Here is a 15,675-nt window from a genome sequence, read left to right as displayed (position 1 = left end):
ATTGCGTTTGAGGGGAAGGCCTTGCCGGCACTCCGGGGCTGTTCCAGGCACTGCTTTGAGCGGGATTCTAATCTCAATGCTCTTTAACGTCAAATGTCTTATGTCTTATATAAGAGTTGATGGCCGGAGCACGGGAAAGCGCGGTGGCACGGGGGCGTCGGTGGGGCGGGGCGTGTTTTTGGAGGTTCGCCCGGGTGCGGATGTCGGCAGGGTGTTCCGGGTGGTCCTGACAGTGGAGGGGAGGCGCTGCGGGGTGCCTGGCTGCGATCCGGGCGCGTTCGTTTGCGTCGGGCGCCGCCGTCGTCGGCTTTGGCTGACGTCATGCGAACCGACGCGAACCGTTCGAGGCCGCGGCCGGCGAGGGGCGCTACCGGTAACGACGCGTCGGGAGTCCGGCTACCGGCGGCACAGATATCTGCACAAGCACGCAAGAAACGTTACACACGGGCCGCTTTCGCGCGCCTACGCTCTATTTCACGCGGCTTTCAATCAGGTTTCAAAAGACGGAGACCACATCGGCACGTGCCGGTTGCACCGTCCTGAACGGCCGCGAGCCCTCAAAGCCCGTCGATCAAGTACATGCGATCCAGAGAATCGATTTTCGTGGTGGTGTCGCTCATTGCGTCGTCGGTCGCTCACGCGGCCGTGGCCGATGGTGAAGCGCGCGACTCCGCCAGCCGTCCCGTCGCACTGGTCTATCGCGGCCCGGCCGCATGCGATGGCTGCCCCGAGACGGTCGCGCAGCGCCTGCGTGAATCCAGCCACAGGTTCAGGGTGATCTACGTCGGGCCGGCGGAAAAACTCAAGATCACGCCCGCCGTCCTGGCCGGCGCCGCGCTCTATGTGCAGCCGGGCGGCGGACAGGACATCCCCGGTGCGGCGGCCAGCATCGGGAAAAATTCGCTCAAGGCCGTGCGGCATTACGTATCGAACGGCGGGCGCTATCTGGGCATCTGCATGGGCGCTTACCTCGCGGGCGACCCGGGTTTCGGGCTGGTCGCCGGCGAGTTCGACTCCGAGGTCGGCCGGCCGGGCTCGACGCTGCACGGAATCGCGGACACCGTGACACCGGTGGTCTGGCGCGGGAGAAAGCGCTGGATCTACTTCCAGGACGGCGCGATGCTCCCGGCCGCTCCCGGCGCGGTCGTGCTGGCGACCTATCCGAACCGCGATATCGCGGCGGCGACCTATCGCTACGGCAAGGGGCGCGTCGGGCTCGTCGGCCCGCATCCCGAAGCCGACGAAAGCTGGTATCGCGAGAACGGTCTCAAGAATCCGGACGGCGTTCGGCCGGACATGGCCGACGACCTGATCAACGCGACGATGAAGCCATGACGGTGTGCGCTATTTCCGCTTGGCGCGATACGCGTCGAGGTTCTTGCGCGCCTGCGCGCGGATCGCGCGTTGGACGAAAGGCGTCCAGCCGAGCAGCGCGCCTTTCAGCCCGAGCGCCTGACGCGCCCAGCGCCACAGGTCGAAGCTGTCGCGATGCTCGACGATGCGTCCGTCGCGAAACCGGAACCGCGCGTCGATCCGGTTGACCACCATCCGGCCGGTCGCCGTGAAGCGGTATTGGGCGATCCACTCGGCGCGCCCGGCCTGCTGATCCGCGGCGACTTCGCCGAACGTCAATGAAAAATCCTGTGCACGCGCCACCAGCATGCGCCACATGTCGCGTGCGAGGTCGCCGCGCAGTTCGCCGAATGCGGGATCGCTGAAGACGACGTCATCGGCATAGCAGGCGAGCATCGCGTCGATGTCGCGCTGCTGGAACGCGGTGTAGAAGCGCTGGATCAATTCGGTGTGTGCGTGGCTCATCGTTGGGTGGGTTGTCGTTGGAGATGAAGCGGGGTCTCGACGCGGCGGCCGGGAATGCGGCCGGTTGAACGTCTGGCGAGTGCCATACGGCAAGGACGCTCCGATCGACTCGATGTCGACGCATCTTCCCTGCCGTGATGCAGGTTACGCGCGGACGTTCGGTGTGACCACCGTCCCAGCCGTGACATGCGTCGCGACATCGATCGAAAAGCGGGAATGGATGCGGGCGTGTGTGGCTCTGCCTGGGCTGTCGTGACCCGAACGCGGCCTGCGCGTCACCGGACGCCCGTCAGCGGTTCGCCAGCGCGACGTCCTGATTGCCGCGCCCCGTCACCAGGCAGCCCGACATGAAGGCTTCGCCCTGGCTGCTGGCAGCGGCTTCGCCGAAACCGCGGCCGAGCGCATCGACCTTCACCTGCGCGGCGCCTTGTTCGCACGCAAGCGGGCTGGTGTCGCGGCCCTGCGCATGCAGGATCGCGCGATCGCCAATGAGATACGCCAGCAGCGCAAAAACAGCGATATGTACGGCTCGTCTCATGGTTCGTCTCCTCGTGGCTCAAGCGTAACGCGGACCCGTTCGACGAAGCACTTGGGGGTTCCCCCGGTAAACGTCTGCTGAAATGCGGGCGCGCCGGATGATCCTGTCCCATTTTTCGTGGTTTGCGAGAGGACGGACGGCGCGGCTTCCATGCGCGTGGCAGGCGCAACCGGACGGACGGCGACACATGCGTGCGGCGGTTTTTTGCGCGACAGACACACGATTCACGGGAGTTTGACGAATGTCAGGTTACGGGCGGGAGGGGGCGGTCGCGCGGCCGTTCAAAGCGATAGCATGAATCCATGATTTGACGGAACGCGATCGCGGAGGCATGCATCGGTTCCGGCAAGCAGGTGCGTGTCGAACATCGCTATCGAATTAGTGAGGAATCCAAATGCTTAACGTCTCTTCCGTCCTGATCAGCCTCGCCCCGATGTGGGCCATCCTGCTCGTTGCGTCTTCGGCCGCCGCCTATTTCGTGTTCGTGCGCAAGGTCATCGACTAAGTGCTGCGGGAACGTCGATGCAACACGGGTGAGCGGTAACGCGCACACGTGTCGCACCGCGCGTCGCAAACCCGAGGCCCGTCGACGAACGGGCCGTTGCCGCATCGTCGCGCTTCATCGCCGTCATTGCACGGCCGTGACCGGCACATTCGAAATCCGCACCAGCCGGCTCATCACGCTGCGACGGAACACCGACAGCAGCGCATGCAACGGGTCGTGCCGCGGCGCGACGACCACGATCTCGTCGCAGCCCGTCTCTGCCGCCACGGACGCGATCGTATCGGCCACCGGGCCCACCTTCATCACGACGCTGTACTTGACGCCGGCTTCCTGCAGGATCCGCTCGGCCATGGCCAGATCGTCGGACGCGAACTTCTCCTCGATCGAACGCAGCCGCGACAGCGGATGGTAGGCCTCGAGCCGCGTCGATTCGAGCGGCGCCTGGACGTTGATCAGCACGATTTCCGACGCGCACCGTTCGCGGTACAGGAAGGTCGCATGGCGAACCGCCTGAAGCGAGCGGGGAGAGTGGCCGACCGGAACCAGCAGCTTGAGCATGAATGTTGTCCAGGAAACGAGATGATTCCAGCGTAGCGCGCCGCCGGGCCGAACAATCTAAAGAGAGCGGACGATCGCGTAAAAATGTCGTTAACGCGCGCCGCCTCGTGCTGCGCCTAATAGAAATATAAGAAATTTAAGTTTATGCGCATAAACGATTTCATCGGCCTGGGCGATGCGCGCGAAGCGTGGCCCGCCACCCCGATTCAGTCGGAACCGCAATGAATCGCGGCGGAAAATATCGGAGGTCGCCGATCGGGCGTCGCGTAGAGTAGTGCATCGGCCGCGGCGCGGCCGCTCCCGGCCGGTTCGGGCGCGGCCGCCGCCATGCGGCCCGTCATTCCATTCCGATTCCAGGAGACTCCGCATGCCGCACGGCGCCCCGCAGCTTCTCGCTCCCGCTTCCATCCCCGTCGATCCGATCGTGCGCCTGTCGGCGGGCGAGCTCGCGTCGGCGATTCGCGGCAAGGCCGTGTCGTGCGTCGAGACGATGCGTGCGTATCTCGATCACGTCGAGCGCGTGAACGGCGCGGTCAACGCGATCGTCGCGCTGCGCGATCGCGACGCACTGCTCGCCGAAGCCGCGGAAAAGGATGCCGCGCTGGCGCGCGGCGAGTACCACGGCTGGATGCACGGGATGCCGCAGGCACCGAAGGATCTGGCGATGACGAAGGGGCTGCGGACGACCTACGGCTCGCCGGTCTTCCGCGAGAACGTGCCGCAGGCCGATTCCGTGGGCGTGGCGCGGATGCGTGCGGCCGGCGCGATCTTCATCGGCAAGACCAACACGCCCGAATTCGGGCTCGGCTCGCACACGTTCAACGAGGTCTACGGCGCGACGCGCAACCCGTACGACCTGACCAAGAGCGCGGGCGGCAGTAGCGGCGGCACGGCGGCGGCGCTTGCGTCGCGGATGCTGCCGGTGGCGGACGGCAGCGACTTCGGCGGTTCGCTGCGCAATCCGGCCGCGTTCTGCAACATCTACGGTTTCCGCCCATCGCAGGGCCGCGTGCCGCGCTGGCCGGGCGTCGACGTGTTCGTGCAGCAGCTCGGCATCGAAGGGCCGATGGGCCGTACCGTCGGCGACGTTGCGCAACTGCTCGCGATCCAGGCCGGCTACGACCGCAACGATCCGCTGTCGCTCGCGGACGATCCGGCCGTGTTCGCGCAGCCGCTCGACGCCGACCTGCGCGGCAAGCGCATCGCGTGGGTTGGCGACTGGAACGGCTATCTCGCGACCGAGGCGGGCGTGCTCGCGCTGTGCGAACAAGGGCTGGCGACGCTGCGCGAGATCGGCTGCGACGTCGATGCCGCGCTGCCGGCGTTCGCGCCCGACCGGATCTGGCGCCTGTGGCTCGCGCACCGGCACCTGCTGTCCGGCGGCGGGCTGCTTGCGCACTATCGCGACCCGGCACGGCGCGCGCTGCTGAAGCCCGAGGCGATCTACGAGGTCGAGGGGCTGCTCGCGATGCAGGGCGCGGCCGTGTTCGACGCGAGCGTCGAGCGCACCGCGTGGCATCAGGCCGTGCTGAGCTTCTTCGACCGCTACGACTTCATCGCGGCGCCGACGGCGCAGGTGTTCCCGTTCGACGTCGACCAGCGCTGGCCGAAGGAGATCGCGGGCCGTGCGATGGATACCTACCACCGCTGGATGGAAACGGTCGTGCCGTGGACGCTGGCCGGCTGCCCGGTGATCAGCGTGCCGGTCGGCTTCAACGACGCGGGGCTGCCGATGGGGATGCAACTGATCGGGCGTCCGCGTGCCGATCTCGCCGTGTTGCAGCTTGCGCGCGGCTACGAGCAGGCGGCTGACCGGGTCGGCGGGCGGTTGCCGGCGTGGATGGCTGCGTAGCGCGGCGCCGGCCGGTAGCCGAAAGCGGGCGGCCGACCACCGGCCGCCTCACTTTGCCAACCTCTGCCGCCACCACCATTCATGCGGCTCGCGAACGAATTCCGGCCCCCGCCCGAAATCGCACGCAATCTCGGACGAATCCCGTCGAGCACGTACGTGACGCGCGCAATTGCAAGCGGCCGAGCGGCGTGATTTCGTTTCGATGTGTTTCAGTCGTTGCGGCCGCGCGCGGCGCGCTTCGACAATATCGGGCTCAACCATTCGGGCACGAGGACAACACATGAAGCAGATTCGCGCGACGGGCCGTCACCTGGCCTCGGCAGGCATTGCGTTCGGCATCCTGGCAAGCGGCGCCGCGCACGCGCAGCTCGACCTGCAGTCGCTCGGCGCATCGCTGCTCGGCGGCGGGCAGCAGCAGGCGGCGCCCGCGCAGGGCGGCGTCGCGCAATTGCTGCAGGCCTATGTCGGGGCGAACCGGCAGGTGCTGACCGGCCAGTCGTCGCTCGCGTCGGCAATGGGGCTGACCGGCGCGGCCGGGCAGGCGCAGCAGGCCGCGAGTCAGCTCGCCGGCGGCGATACGCTGACGCCGGCCGCACTGTCGCAGATGGGCGGCGCGCAGCAATCGGTATCGCAGGCGCTTGGCCAGGCCTTCGCGAGCGGCGGCGCGACGCACGGCCCGATCGACAAGCAGGCATTCAGCAACGGCCTCGCGTCGCTCGGGCAGGGGCTCACGCAGTATTCGCAACTGCAGTCGGGGCTCGGCAATCTCGGTTCGACGAGCGCGGCGTCGCTGTTGCAGTCGGGCCTGAATCCGCAGAACATGCAGGCTGCGTCGTATATCGCGCAAAGCGCACCGGGCCAGTTGCAGTCGCTCGCGACGACGCTCAGCCAGGCCGTCCAGTTCGCGACGAGCCAGGGCATTTCGGTGCCGTCGGTCGCATCGTCCGCGCTGAAGCTGCTGCCGTAACGTTGCGCGGGGCCGTGCGCGATGCGGTGCCGGCATCGCGCGCGACACGAAGATGGCCCCGCCCAACATGGGGATGGCGCACGATGCTATCGTGGCGTGTCCCTTTTTTCGGTGCAGGTTCATGACAGACTCGTTTGACCTCTCGCGCTATTTCTCCCGCATCGGCTACGACGGCCCGGTCGCGCCGACGCTCGACGTGCTGCGCCGGCTGCATCTGCTGCACCCGCAGGCGATTCCGTTCGAAAACCTCAATCCGCTGACCGGCGCGCGCGTTGCGCTCGATCTGCCGTCGATCGTCGACAAGGTGCTCGCGCATCGCCGCGGCGGCTACTGTTTCGAACTCAACAAGCTGTTCTACACCGCGCTCACGGCGATCGGCTTTCGCGTGACGCCGATGATCGCGCGCGTGCGCTGGATGCTGCCGCCGGAAGTCGCCACCGCGCATACGCACATGCTGCTGCGCATCGATCTCGACGGCGCGGCCTGGCTCGCGGACATCGGCTTCGGCAGCGCGACGCTCACCGCGCCGCTGCGTTTCGTGCCGGACGAGCGGCAACTGACGCCGCACGGCGTGTTTCGTGTCGTCGCCGCGCCGGTCGACGGTGAATTCGACATGCAGATCGAGACGCCCGACGGCTGGCAGACCACCTATCGCTTCCAGTCGAAGCGGGTCGAGTGGATCGATTACGACGCCGCGAACTGGTTCACGTCGACGTACCCCGAATCGATCTTTCTGCATAACCTGATTGCCTGCCGCGTACTGCCGGAAGGCCGTGCCGCGCTGCGCAACACCACGCTGACGATCCGGGACGCGGCCGGCGTCGGGCGCACCGTCACGTTCGACGATGCGGCCGCTTGGGGCGCGTGCCTGCGCGACACGATCGGCATCGACACGACGGGATTCGATCTCGACGCGCTGTTTGCGCGACTGGCGGCGCGCGCCGCCGCGTAACCCGGCTTCACGATCAATAGCCAACGGCGGCCCGCATCCACGGGCCGCGCCTGCGGTTGACTTTTGCTAGATTACTAGCATACTAGCCATCATGACCGATGAAGAAGTGAAGCAGTTCAACGTGTACCTGCCGCTCAGCCTGATCCGGCAGGTCAAGCATCGCGCCATCGAAACGGAGCAATCGCTGTCCGCGCTGGTGGCCGACGCATTGCGCGCGTACCTGGCTGCGCCGCCGCCGGGCGCGGGGCCGTCCACCAAGGAGCAGTGACATGTCATCCGAGCGAATCGAAGCCGTGTACCTGACGACGCACAACTGGGGCAAGTCGGCGAAGTTCTTCCAGGCGCTGGGTTTCCAGCTGGAGTTCGAAACCGATCACCACTCGGGCCAACTGCGCAGCGGCGACGGTCCGTTTCTGTTCATCGCCGAAGTGCCGCCGGGCGAGACGCCGGCCATGCAAGTCGTGCTCAAGGTGGCGGATGAGCAGGCGGTGCAGCCGCAGCCGATCGTCGACGTCGTCACACCGTTCGAGGACACCCACTGGGGCACGCGCGACATGACCGTGCGCGATCCGGACGGCCGCGTGTGGCGCCTGCAGGCGCCGGGCAAGCAGGGCGCGTGAGGCAACCATGACCGAACCCCGCGAAAGCGCCCCCGACAGCACGGCCGCGCGCGTCGCGCTGTGGCGCGCATTGCACGTCGAACTCGATGCGACGCCGCACGTGCTCGCCGATGAAGTCGGGCTGCAATTGCTTGCACCGGAACCCGGCTGGCAGCAGCGCGGCGACATGGATCCGCAGTTCACGCGGCCCTTCCGTGCGTCGATCGTCGCGCGGGCGCGCTTCATCGAGGATCTCGTCGTCGAACAGGCCGCGCGCGGCGTGAGCCAGTACGTGATCCTCGGCGCGGGTCTCGACAGCTTCGTGCAGCGCCGGCCCGACATGGCGTCGCGCGTGACCGTCTTCGAAGTCGATCCGCCCGCACCGCAGGCCTGGAAGCAGCACCGCCTGGTCGAGCGTGGTTTCGGCGTGCCCGACTGGCTGCGTTTCGTGCCGGTCGATTTCGAGGCGAAGCAGTCGTGGCGTGCCGCGCTGGTCGGCGCGGGCTTCGATGCCGGCAAGCCGGCGGTCGTGGTGTCGACCGGCGTCAGCATGTACCTGACGCACGAAGCGAATGCGGCCGCGTTGCGCGAAGTGGCGTCGCTCGCGCCGGGCTCGACGCTCGCGATGACATTCCTGCTGCCGCTGGAGCATGCGGATCCGGACGTGCGCCCCGGGCTGGAACTGGCCGCGAAGGGCGCGCGCGCCAGCGGCACGCCGTTCGTCAGCTTCTTCATGCCGGCGCAGATTCAGGCGCTCGCGCGTGAGGCCGGTTTCGCGGAGGCCGCACACGTATCGGCCGCCGAACTGACGCGCCGTTACTTCGCCGATCGCAGCGACGGCCTGCGGCCGCCGAACAACGCGGAAGAGCTGCTGGTCGCGACGGTGTGAGCTGTCGCGACCATAGCGACCACCGGGACCACAGCGACCATCACGCCCGTTCGAGCACGGCCATCTCCCGCACGACCACGAGCAGCACCGCGAGGCTCGCGCCGCCCGACGCGCGCAGGTCCGCGAGCAGGTGCTCGTAACGCACGAGCGCGGCTTCGCGGCGCGCGCGCCATGCGTCGACGATCGTCTCCGGCGTGGTCGAATCCGGCGATTCCGCGAGTGCGCTCGTCGCCAGGGTGCGCTTGAGACGCGCGACTTCCGCGAGCGCGGCCGCACGCGCCAGCATGTCCCAGTGCGTCGGCGTCGGCAGTGTCGCCGCGCGCTCGCCGATCCAGCTGTAATTGAGCAGCGTGCCGAGCGAGAAATAGACGCCCGCGACGAGTTCAAGGCTGCGGTTGCTGGTCGCGGCCACTTCGGCGATGTCGAGCAGCGCGGCCGAGATGTCGCCGCTCGCGACGCGTACCGCAAGCGCGCTGTCGACACCGGCTTCGACCAGCACGCGCTGCCGCTCGGACAATGCTTCGAGATCGTCGGCCGGCAGCAGCGACGGCAGTTGCGGCGCGAGCCGCTCCGCTGCGTCGCGGCAGCGGGCGATGAGCTCGGTGACGCCACCATCGGCCACCGCGCCGGATTGCAGGTGACGCAGGAACCACAGCGCCGCGCGCTCCAGCAACCTTGCGACGTCGACGAACATGCGCGCCTGCACGTCGTCGGCGACGCGGTTGTCGAGCGCGTCGATGTCCCGCCACACCGCATCGAGGTCGAACACGTCGCGCGCCATGATGCAGGCGCGCACGATGTCGCCGGGCTTCGCGTCGGTCTCCTCCATCAACCGGTGCACGAACGCGCAGCCGACGCGGTTCACGAGCGCGTTGGTCAGGTGCGTCGCGAGGATCTCGCGGCGCAGCGGATGGCGGCGCATCGGCTCGCTGAAGCGCTGCTGCAGCGGCTTCGGGAAGTAGTCGACGAGCATCGCGGCCACCAGCGGATCCTCGGGCACGTCGGATTCGAGCAGCGCGTCGTACAGCCACATCTTGCTGTACGCGAGCAGCACCGCGCGTTCCGGCGACGTGAGGCCGAGCTTCGCGGCCTGCCGCTCGGCGACTTCGTCGTCGGTCGGCAGGAATTCGATCACGCGGTTCAGGCGGCCCGCGCGTTCGAGCCAGCGCATCAGGCGCGCCTCGGCATCGAGCAGCTCGACCGCGTAGCGGCCGGCGATCGACAGCGCCTGCGTCTGGTAGTAGTTGTCGCGCAGCACGAGCAGCCCGACTTCGTCGGTCATCTCCGCGAGCAGCGCATTGCGCTGCTTCTCGGTCATCTCGCCGTCGGACACGACGAGCCCGAGCAGGATCTTGATATTGACTTCGTGATCCGAACAATCGACGCCGGCCGAGTTGTCGATCGCATCGGTGTTGATGCGGCCGCCGCGTTGCGCGAACTCGATCCGGCCGAACTGCGTGCAGCCGAGGTTGCCGCCTTCGCCGACCACCTTGCAGCGCAGGTCCGCGCCGTTCACGCGCACCGCGTCGTTCGCGCGGTCGCCAACCTGCAGGTGGGTTTCGCGCGCGGCCTTCACGTAGGTGCCGATGCCGCCGTTGTACAACAGGTCGACCGGCGCCTGCAGGATCGCGCGGATCAGCTCGGCCGGCGGCAGCGCATGCGCGTCGATGCCGAGTGCGGCTTGCACGGCCGGCGACAGCGGGATCGTTTTCGCGGTGCGCGGGTAGACGCCGCCGCCTGCCGAAATCGCGGCCGGATCGTAGTCGGCCCAGCTCGAGCGTTCGAGTGCGAACATGCGCGCGCGCTCGGTGAAGCTCGTCGCGGGATCGGGGTTCGGGTCGAGGAACACGTGCCGGTGATCGAACGCGGCGACCAGCCGGATATGCGGCGACAGCAGCATCCCGTTACCGAACACGTCGCCCGACATGTCGCCGACGCCGACCACCGTGAAGTCGGTCGTCTGCGTGTCGATGCCCATCTCGCGGAAGTGCCGCTTCACCGACTCCCACGCGCCGCGTGCGGTGATCGCCATCTTCTTGTGGTCGTAGCCGACCGAGCCGCCCGATGCGAACGCGTCGTCGAGCCAGAAGCCGTATTCGTGCGAAATCGCGTTCGCGTAGTCGGAGAAGGTGGCCGTGCCCTTGTCGGCGGCGACGACCAGGTACGGGTCATCCGGATCGTGACGCACGACGTCGGGCGGCGGCACGATCGCGTTGCTCACGAGATTGTCGGTCAGGTCGAGCAGGCCGCGCAGGAAGGTCTGGTAGCACGCGATGCCTTCGCGCATCCACGCTTCGCGATCGCTCGGCGGCGGCGGGTGCTTCACGACGAAGCCGCCTTTCGAGCCGACCGGCACGATCACGACGTTCTTCACCATCTGCGCCTTCATCAGCCCGAGCACTTCGGTGCGGAAATCCTCGCGGCGATCCGACCAGCGCAGGCCGCCGCGTGCGACGCGCCCGCCGCGCAGGTGCACGCCCTCGACACGCGGCGAATACACCCAGATCTCGAACATCGGCTTCGGTTCGGGCAGGCCGGGCACTTTCGCCGGATTGAACTTGAACGACAGGTACGGTTTCGGTTCGCCGTTCGCGTCGGCGAGGAAATAGTTCGTGCGTTCGGTCGCGTTGATCACGCCGAGAAACTGGCGCAGGATGCGGTCCTCGTCGAGGTTCGGCACCTGGTCGAGCGCGCCCTCGATCGCCAACAGCAGCCGCTCGGCCTGCACGTCGCGCGTGTCGCCGATGGCCGGGTCGAAACGCAGCAGGAACAGCTCGACGAGTTGCCGCGCGATCGCCGGGTTGCCGGTCAGCGCGCGTTCGATATACGCGTCGCTGAAGGTCGAGCCGACTTGCCGCAGGTACTTCGCATACGCGCGCAGGATCGTCACTTCGCGTGCGCTCAGATGGGCGCGCAGCACGAGGCGGTTGAAGTCGTCGTTCTCGATCCGGCCGCTCCAGATCTGGTCGAACGCATCCTCGAACAGGCCCTTCACGCGCTCGATGTCGAACTCGGTATCGTCGGCGAGTTCGAGGCCGAAGTCGTGTACCCACGCATGCGCGGCGTCCTGGGTCTGGATCCGGTACGGCCGCTCCTCGTCGACGCGCACGCCGAGATGCTCGAGCATCGGCAGGCTGCGCGACAGCGCGATCGGGTCGCCCGCGCGATAGACCTTGAAGCGGAACGCACGCGCTTCGGCCTCGATCGGCCGGTACAGGTTCATCGCGAGTTGCCCCGAATCCTTCACGCGCTCGATCAGCTCGATGTCGCGCACGGCGGTGCGCGCCGGATAGTCGTCGCGATAGCCGGCCGGGAACGAATCGGCATAGCGCTGCAGCAGGCGGTTGCCTTGCTCTTCGCCGAAGGCGTCGAGCAGCGCGTCGGCGAGGTCGTCCTGCCAGCGGCGCGTGACCTGCACGAGCCGCGTTTCGAGCTCGCGCGTGTCGACGTCGGGCATCGTGCCCGGTTCCGCATGGACGACGAAATGAATGCGCGCGATCGCCGATTCCGACAGCAGCGGCGTGAACTCGACGTTCACGCCGTTGTACGCATCGATGAGCAGCTTCGCGATGCGCCGGCGCAGGTCGGTGTTGTACTTGTCGCGCGGCACGAACACGAGGCACGACACGAAGCGGTCGAAGCGGTCGCGCCGTACGAACAGGCGCGTGCGCTGGTGTTCCTGCAGCCGCAGGATGCCGAGCGCGATGTCGTAGAGCTGGTCTTCGTCGGCCTGGAACAGCTCGTCGCGCGGATAGGTTTCGAGCACCGTCACGAGCGACTTGCCGAGATGCCCCTTCGGCAGGAAGCCCGCACGCCGCACGATGTTCGCGCACTTGCGGCGCACGATCGGGATATCCGCATACGAGCCGAAATAGGCCGTCGACGTATAGAGCCCGATGAAGCGGCGCTCGCCCGCGACCTTCCCGTCGGGCCCGACGAGTTTCACCCCGACGTAGTCGAGATAGCCGGGCCGGTGCACGGTTGCGCGCGAATTCGCCTTGGTCAGGAAGATCGGCCAGGCGCCGGTGATGATGTCGGCCGCGGCGGGCGGCAGCGGCGTGACGTCGGGCGCGTCCGACGTGCGCAGCGATTCGCGCAGGATGCCGAAGCCGGTGCCTTCGATACCGCGCAGCCCGAAGCTCGTGCCGTCCGATACCAGCGCGTAGTCGCGCTGGCCGAGGAACGTGAAATGATCGGCGGCCATCCATTCGAGGAAGGCGCGCGCCTCGATGTCTTCCGCGGTCGATTCGCGCGCCTTCATTTCCTTGATCGTCGCGCGCGCGATGTCGACGATCTTCGGCCAGTCTTCCACCGACGCGCGCACGTCGCCGAGCACGTGCGCGATGTCGTTGCGCAACGTGTTGAGCAGCGCGGCATCGCCGCAGCGGTCGACTTCGAAATGGATGAACGACGCGAGCTGCGACTGGCCGTCGCCGGGCGTCGCGCCGCCCGCGTCGACGCGCTCGATGCCGCCATCGCGGCCGCGCCAGATGCGGAATACCGGGTGCAGCGCCGAATGCAGCGCGAGCCCGAGGCGGTTGACGGCCATCGTCACCGAATCGACGAGGAACGGCATGTCGTCGTTGACGATCTCGATGACCGTGTGGTCCGAGTGCCAGCCGTGCTGTTCGAGGATCGGGTTGTACACGCGCAGCCGTTCGCTGCCGGGCACGAATTTCTGGGCGGTCTGCCAGTGCGCCATCGCGGCGCCGTAGAGATCGGCGATGCTGCGGCTTTGCAGATCGTCGGCATCGACGAAATCGTAGTAATGACGCAGGAAGGGTTCGACGATCCCGAACGTGGCTTCGGGCAGGCGCCCGCGCGCGAATTCGACGACGTCCGAGAGCAGGTGTGCGACGACTTCTTCGTTCTTCGCTTCCATGGCGGTCTCCTCGTCGGGTGGCCATCGGCTGCTGCGTCTGTCCGGCATTATGCGCCGAATGCGTGACAAAGCGATGTGCGGGCGCACAACGGGAGGCGGCTGGAGGAGGCCGTGTGCAGCGCCTTTGGCGGGCGCTGCAGCGTGTGAGTCAGCGCAGCGCCGCAGCGACGCCGCCGGTGATGCTCAGCGCTCGTCGCTCCACAGCTTCCCGGCGGTCGCCCAGTTCTCTTTCTTCACGTCGGTGAGAATGATGTCGACCGAGCCCGGCTCGCAGCCGAGCGTCTCGCACGTGACGCGCGTGATGGCTTCGACGAATGCGCGCTTCTGGTCGACGGTGCGGCCTTCGAAGAGCTGGATATTGAAAGTCGGCATGACGGAGTGCTCCGATGGTTGGGGTGAATGATGCGTGGGGCGCCGGTGGCGTCAGTCGCGATACGTCGGATCGATCCGGTCGAGCCGGCGCAGCAGCGCCGGCCATTCCAGTTCGCCTTCGATCGCGCCGCCGTCGCGCAGCTGTTCGGCGGTTCGGTCGGCGACGGCCGGGTCGGGCAGCACGAGCGGCCCGCCGCCGGCCTGCGCGCGCACCTGAATGTCGCACGCCTTGATCAGCGTATCCATCAGCACATAAGCTTCGGCCACCGTGCGGCCGACCGTCAGCGTGCCGTGGTTGCGCAGCAGCATCGCGGATTTCGCGCCGAGGCTCGCGGTCAGCCGCGCGCCTTCGGCCGGCGAGAACGCGAGTGCCTCGTAGTCGTGGTACGCGAGGTCGCCATGAAACCGCAGCGCGTGCTGCGACGCGGGCAGCAGCCCGTCGCGCTGGATCGACACGGCGATGCCGGCCGTATTGTGCAGATGCATCACGCACACGGCGTCGGCGCGGGCGGCATGCACGGCCGCGTGCAGCGCGAAGCCCGTGACGTTGACCGCATGCTCGCTGTCGCCGATCCGGTTGCCGGCCAGGTCGATCTTCACGAGATTCGACGCGCGGACTTCGTCGAACGTGAGGCCGAACGGGTTGATCAGGAAGTGGCCGGACTCGCCGGGCACGGTCGCGGAAAGGTGCGTGTAGATCAGGTCGTCCCAGCCGTTCAGCGCGACGAGCCGGTACGCGGCAGCGAGGTCGACGCGCATCCGGCGTCCGGCGTCCGAGATCGGGCCGCCGGGTTTCACGGCATCAGGACGGTGTGCGAATGACGACATCGGGTTCTCCGTAGGTGAAGCGGCGCGCGACGATCACCGTGATCCACGACGCGAGCGCGAACGGGGCCGTGAACGCGGGAATGCCGGCGCGAGTCGCGAGCCACTGGATCAGCGCGGCGAGTGCGGCGGCGGCGAGCGCCGCGCGGGGGCCGCGCGGCATCAGCGCGAGTGCGGCGAGCGCGCCGTTGAAGCCGAGCAGGCCGTCGGCGAACGATGCGCCGCTCGCGCCGAACCCGACCAGCAACACGGACGATACCAGCGCGCCGCCGAGCGCGAATGCGGCCGCGCGGCGGGACGCGACGGCAAGGCCGGCGACGATCAGCAGACCGGCCCATGCGCCTTGCGCGAACGTGGTCTGCGCGATGCCCGAGAGCAGCGCGTCGGCCGCGGATGAAAACGTCAGCACCGGGCCGACCGTCGCGCCGCCTGCCTGCTGCAATGCGACAAACGGAAACCACAGCGCGGTGACGGCGAGGCACGGGCTCGAATACGGGCACTGGCGCCAGCGTGCGAGCGGCACGCGCATCGCGCGCTGCACGAGCGCCGCGCCGATCGAGGCCAGCGGCACCAGCACGATGGCGGCAAGTTGATGGGGCGCGAACAGCACGGCGATCAGCGCGGCGAGCGCACCGTTGAAGCCGTGCAGCCCCTGTTCGATGTCGCGGCGCTCGGCGCCCGTCAGCACCGCCGTCATGCTGGCGGCGGCCGAGCCGACCAGCGCAGCGCTCGCGAGCCGCAGGTCGGTCAGCGCCAGCGCGGCGAGCAGCAGCGCGCCGGTGAGCGCATTCGCCTGCAGCACGATCTGCCCGATACCGCGCAGCAAGATACGCAGGTCGATCGACGGCGGGACGGGGCGGGCGGTAGGCATGATGGCGGCGGAACAGGGCGAGCCGCGAGCATAGGACACAATTCCAT

Annotated in this window: 14 protein-coding genes; 7 read left to right on the top strand and 7 right to left on the bottom strand. The window is 67.8% G+C overall.

Annotated elements, in window-relative coordinates; all coding sequences use genetic code 11:
* Positions 1–579: 579 nt before the first annotated feature.
* Positions 580–1,335 (top strand): BPL-N domain-containing protein, encoded by a 756-nt coding sequence (locus tag G3N96_RS15600; protein ID WP_206137725.1) that lies wholly within the window; start codon positions 580–582, stop codon positions 1,333–1,335.
* A gap of 9 nt (positions 1,336–1,344) precedes the next feature.
* Here G3N96_RS15600 and G3N96_RS15595 read toward each other — a convergent pair whose 3' ends face one another.
* From G3N96_RS15595 to G3N96_RS15585, 3 genes are all read right to left on the bottom strand, one after another.
* Positions 1,345–1,818 carry a nuclear transport factor 2 family protein gene (locus G3N96_RS15595; RefSeq protein WP_124584016.1) on the bottom strand — a complete coding sequence of 158 codons (474 nt, stop codon included), beginning with the start codon at positions 1,816–1,818 and terminating at the stop codon, positions 1,345–1,347.
* A 289-nt stretch (positions 1,819–2,107) separates the two neighbouring features.
* On the bottom strand, positions 2,108–2,356 hold the full coding sequence (locus tag G3N96_RS15590) for a hypothetical protein (protein WP_021161497.1): 249 nt from the start codon (positions 2,354–2,356) through the stop codon (positions 2,108–2,110).
* Positions 2,357–2,984: 628 nt separating this feature from the next.
* Complete coding sequence (locus G3N96_RS15585) at positions 2,985–3,419, bottom strand: universal stress protein (protein ID WP_089442158.1); 435 nt, start codon at positions 3,417–3,419, stop codon at positions 2,985–2,987.
* Between the two features lie 367 nt (positions 3,420–3,786).
* Here G3N96_RS15585 and G3N96_RS15580 point away from each other — a divergent pair, with 367 nt between their 5' ends.
* The 6 genes from G3N96_RS15580 (at position 3,787) to G3N96_RS15555 (ending at position 8,678) form a co-directional block, all read left to right on the top strand.
* Entirely contained in the window at positions 3,787–5,271 is a 1,485-nt protein-coding gene (locus G3N96_RS15580) for an amidase (protein WP_206137724.1), read from the top strand.
* Positions 5,272–5,551: 280 nt separating this feature from the next.
* Positions 5,552–6,238: a hypothetical protein gene (locus G3N96_RS15575; protein ID WP_206137723.1), complete on the top strand. Its 687-nt coding sequence runs from the start codon at positions 5,552–5,554 to the stop codon at positions 6,236–6,238.
* Positions 6,239–6,359: 121 nt separating this feature from the next.
* Positions 6,360–7,190 (top strand): arylamine N-acetyltransferase, encoded by an 831-nt coding sequence (locus G3N96_RS15570; RefSeq protein ID WP_206137722.1) that lies wholly within the window; start codon positions 6,360–6,362, stop codon positions 7,188–7,190.
* Between the two features lie 91 nt (positions 7,191–7,281).
* On the top strand, positions 7,282–7,458 hold the full coding sequence (locus G3N96_RS15565) for a ribbon-helix-helix domain-containing protein (protein WP_124584024.1): 177 nt from the start codon (positions 7,282–7,284) through the stop codon (positions 7,456–7,458).
* Between the two features lies 1 nt (position 7,459).
* On the top strand, positions 7,460–7,810 hold the full coding sequence (locus tag G3N96_RS15560) for a VOC family protein (protein ID WP_124584026.1): 351 nt from the start codon (positions 7,460–7,462) through the stop codon (positions 7,808–7,810).
* Between the two features lie 7 nt (positions 7,811–7,817).
* On the top strand, positions 7,818–8,678 hold the full coding sequence (locus G3N96_RS15555) for a class I SAM-dependent methyltransferase (protein ID WP_206137721.1): 861 nt from the start codon (positions 7,818–7,820) through the stop codon (positions 8,676–8,678).
* A gap of 40 nt (positions 8,679–8,718) precedes the next feature.
* Here the strand turns inward: G3N96_RS15555 and G3N96_RS15550 are convergent, their stop codons facing one another.
* The 4 genes from G3N96_RS15550 to G3N96_RS15535 form a co-directional block, all read right to left on the bottom strand.
* Positions 8,719–13,560 carry an NAD-glutamate dehydrogenase gene (locus tag G3N96_RS15550; protein ID WP_206137720.1) on the bottom strand — a complete coding sequence of 1,614 codons (4,842 nt, stop codon included), beginning with the start codon at positions 13,558–13,560 and terminating at the stop codon, positions 8,719–8,721.
* A 183-nt stretch (positions 13,561–13,743) separates the two neighbouring features.
* Positions 13,744–13,932, bottom strand: coding sequence for a 4-oxalocrotonate tautomerase (locus tag G3N96_RS15545; RefSeq protein WP_039344138.1), 189 nt, complete (start codon positions 13,930–13,932; stop codon positions 13,744–13,746).
* Between the two features lie 51 nt (positions 13,933–13,983).
* Positions 13,984–14,760, bottom strand: a complete 777-nt coding sequence (locus G3N96_RS15540; protein ID WP_206137719.1) for a class II aldolase/adducin family protein — start codon at positions 14,758–14,760, stop codon at positions 13,984–13,986.
* Positions 14,735–15,628, bottom strand: coding sequence for an urea transporter (locus tag G3N96_RS15535; protein ID WP_124584036.1), 894 nt, complete (start codon positions 15,626–15,628; stop codon positions 14,735–14,737). The genes G3N96_RS15540 and G3N96_RS15535 overlap by 26 nt, the downstream gene beginning before the upstream one ends.
* Positions 15,629–15,675: the final 47 nt, after the last annotated feature.

The sequence above is a fragment of the Burkholderia sp. Se-20373 genome (genome assembly GCF_017104705.1).
In the GTDB taxonomy this organism is placed as follows: domain Bacteria; phylum Pseudomonadota; class Gammaproteobacteria; order Burkholderiales; family Burkholderiaceae; genus Burkholderia.
This window is presented reverse-complemented; position numbering and strand designations above follow the sequence as displayed.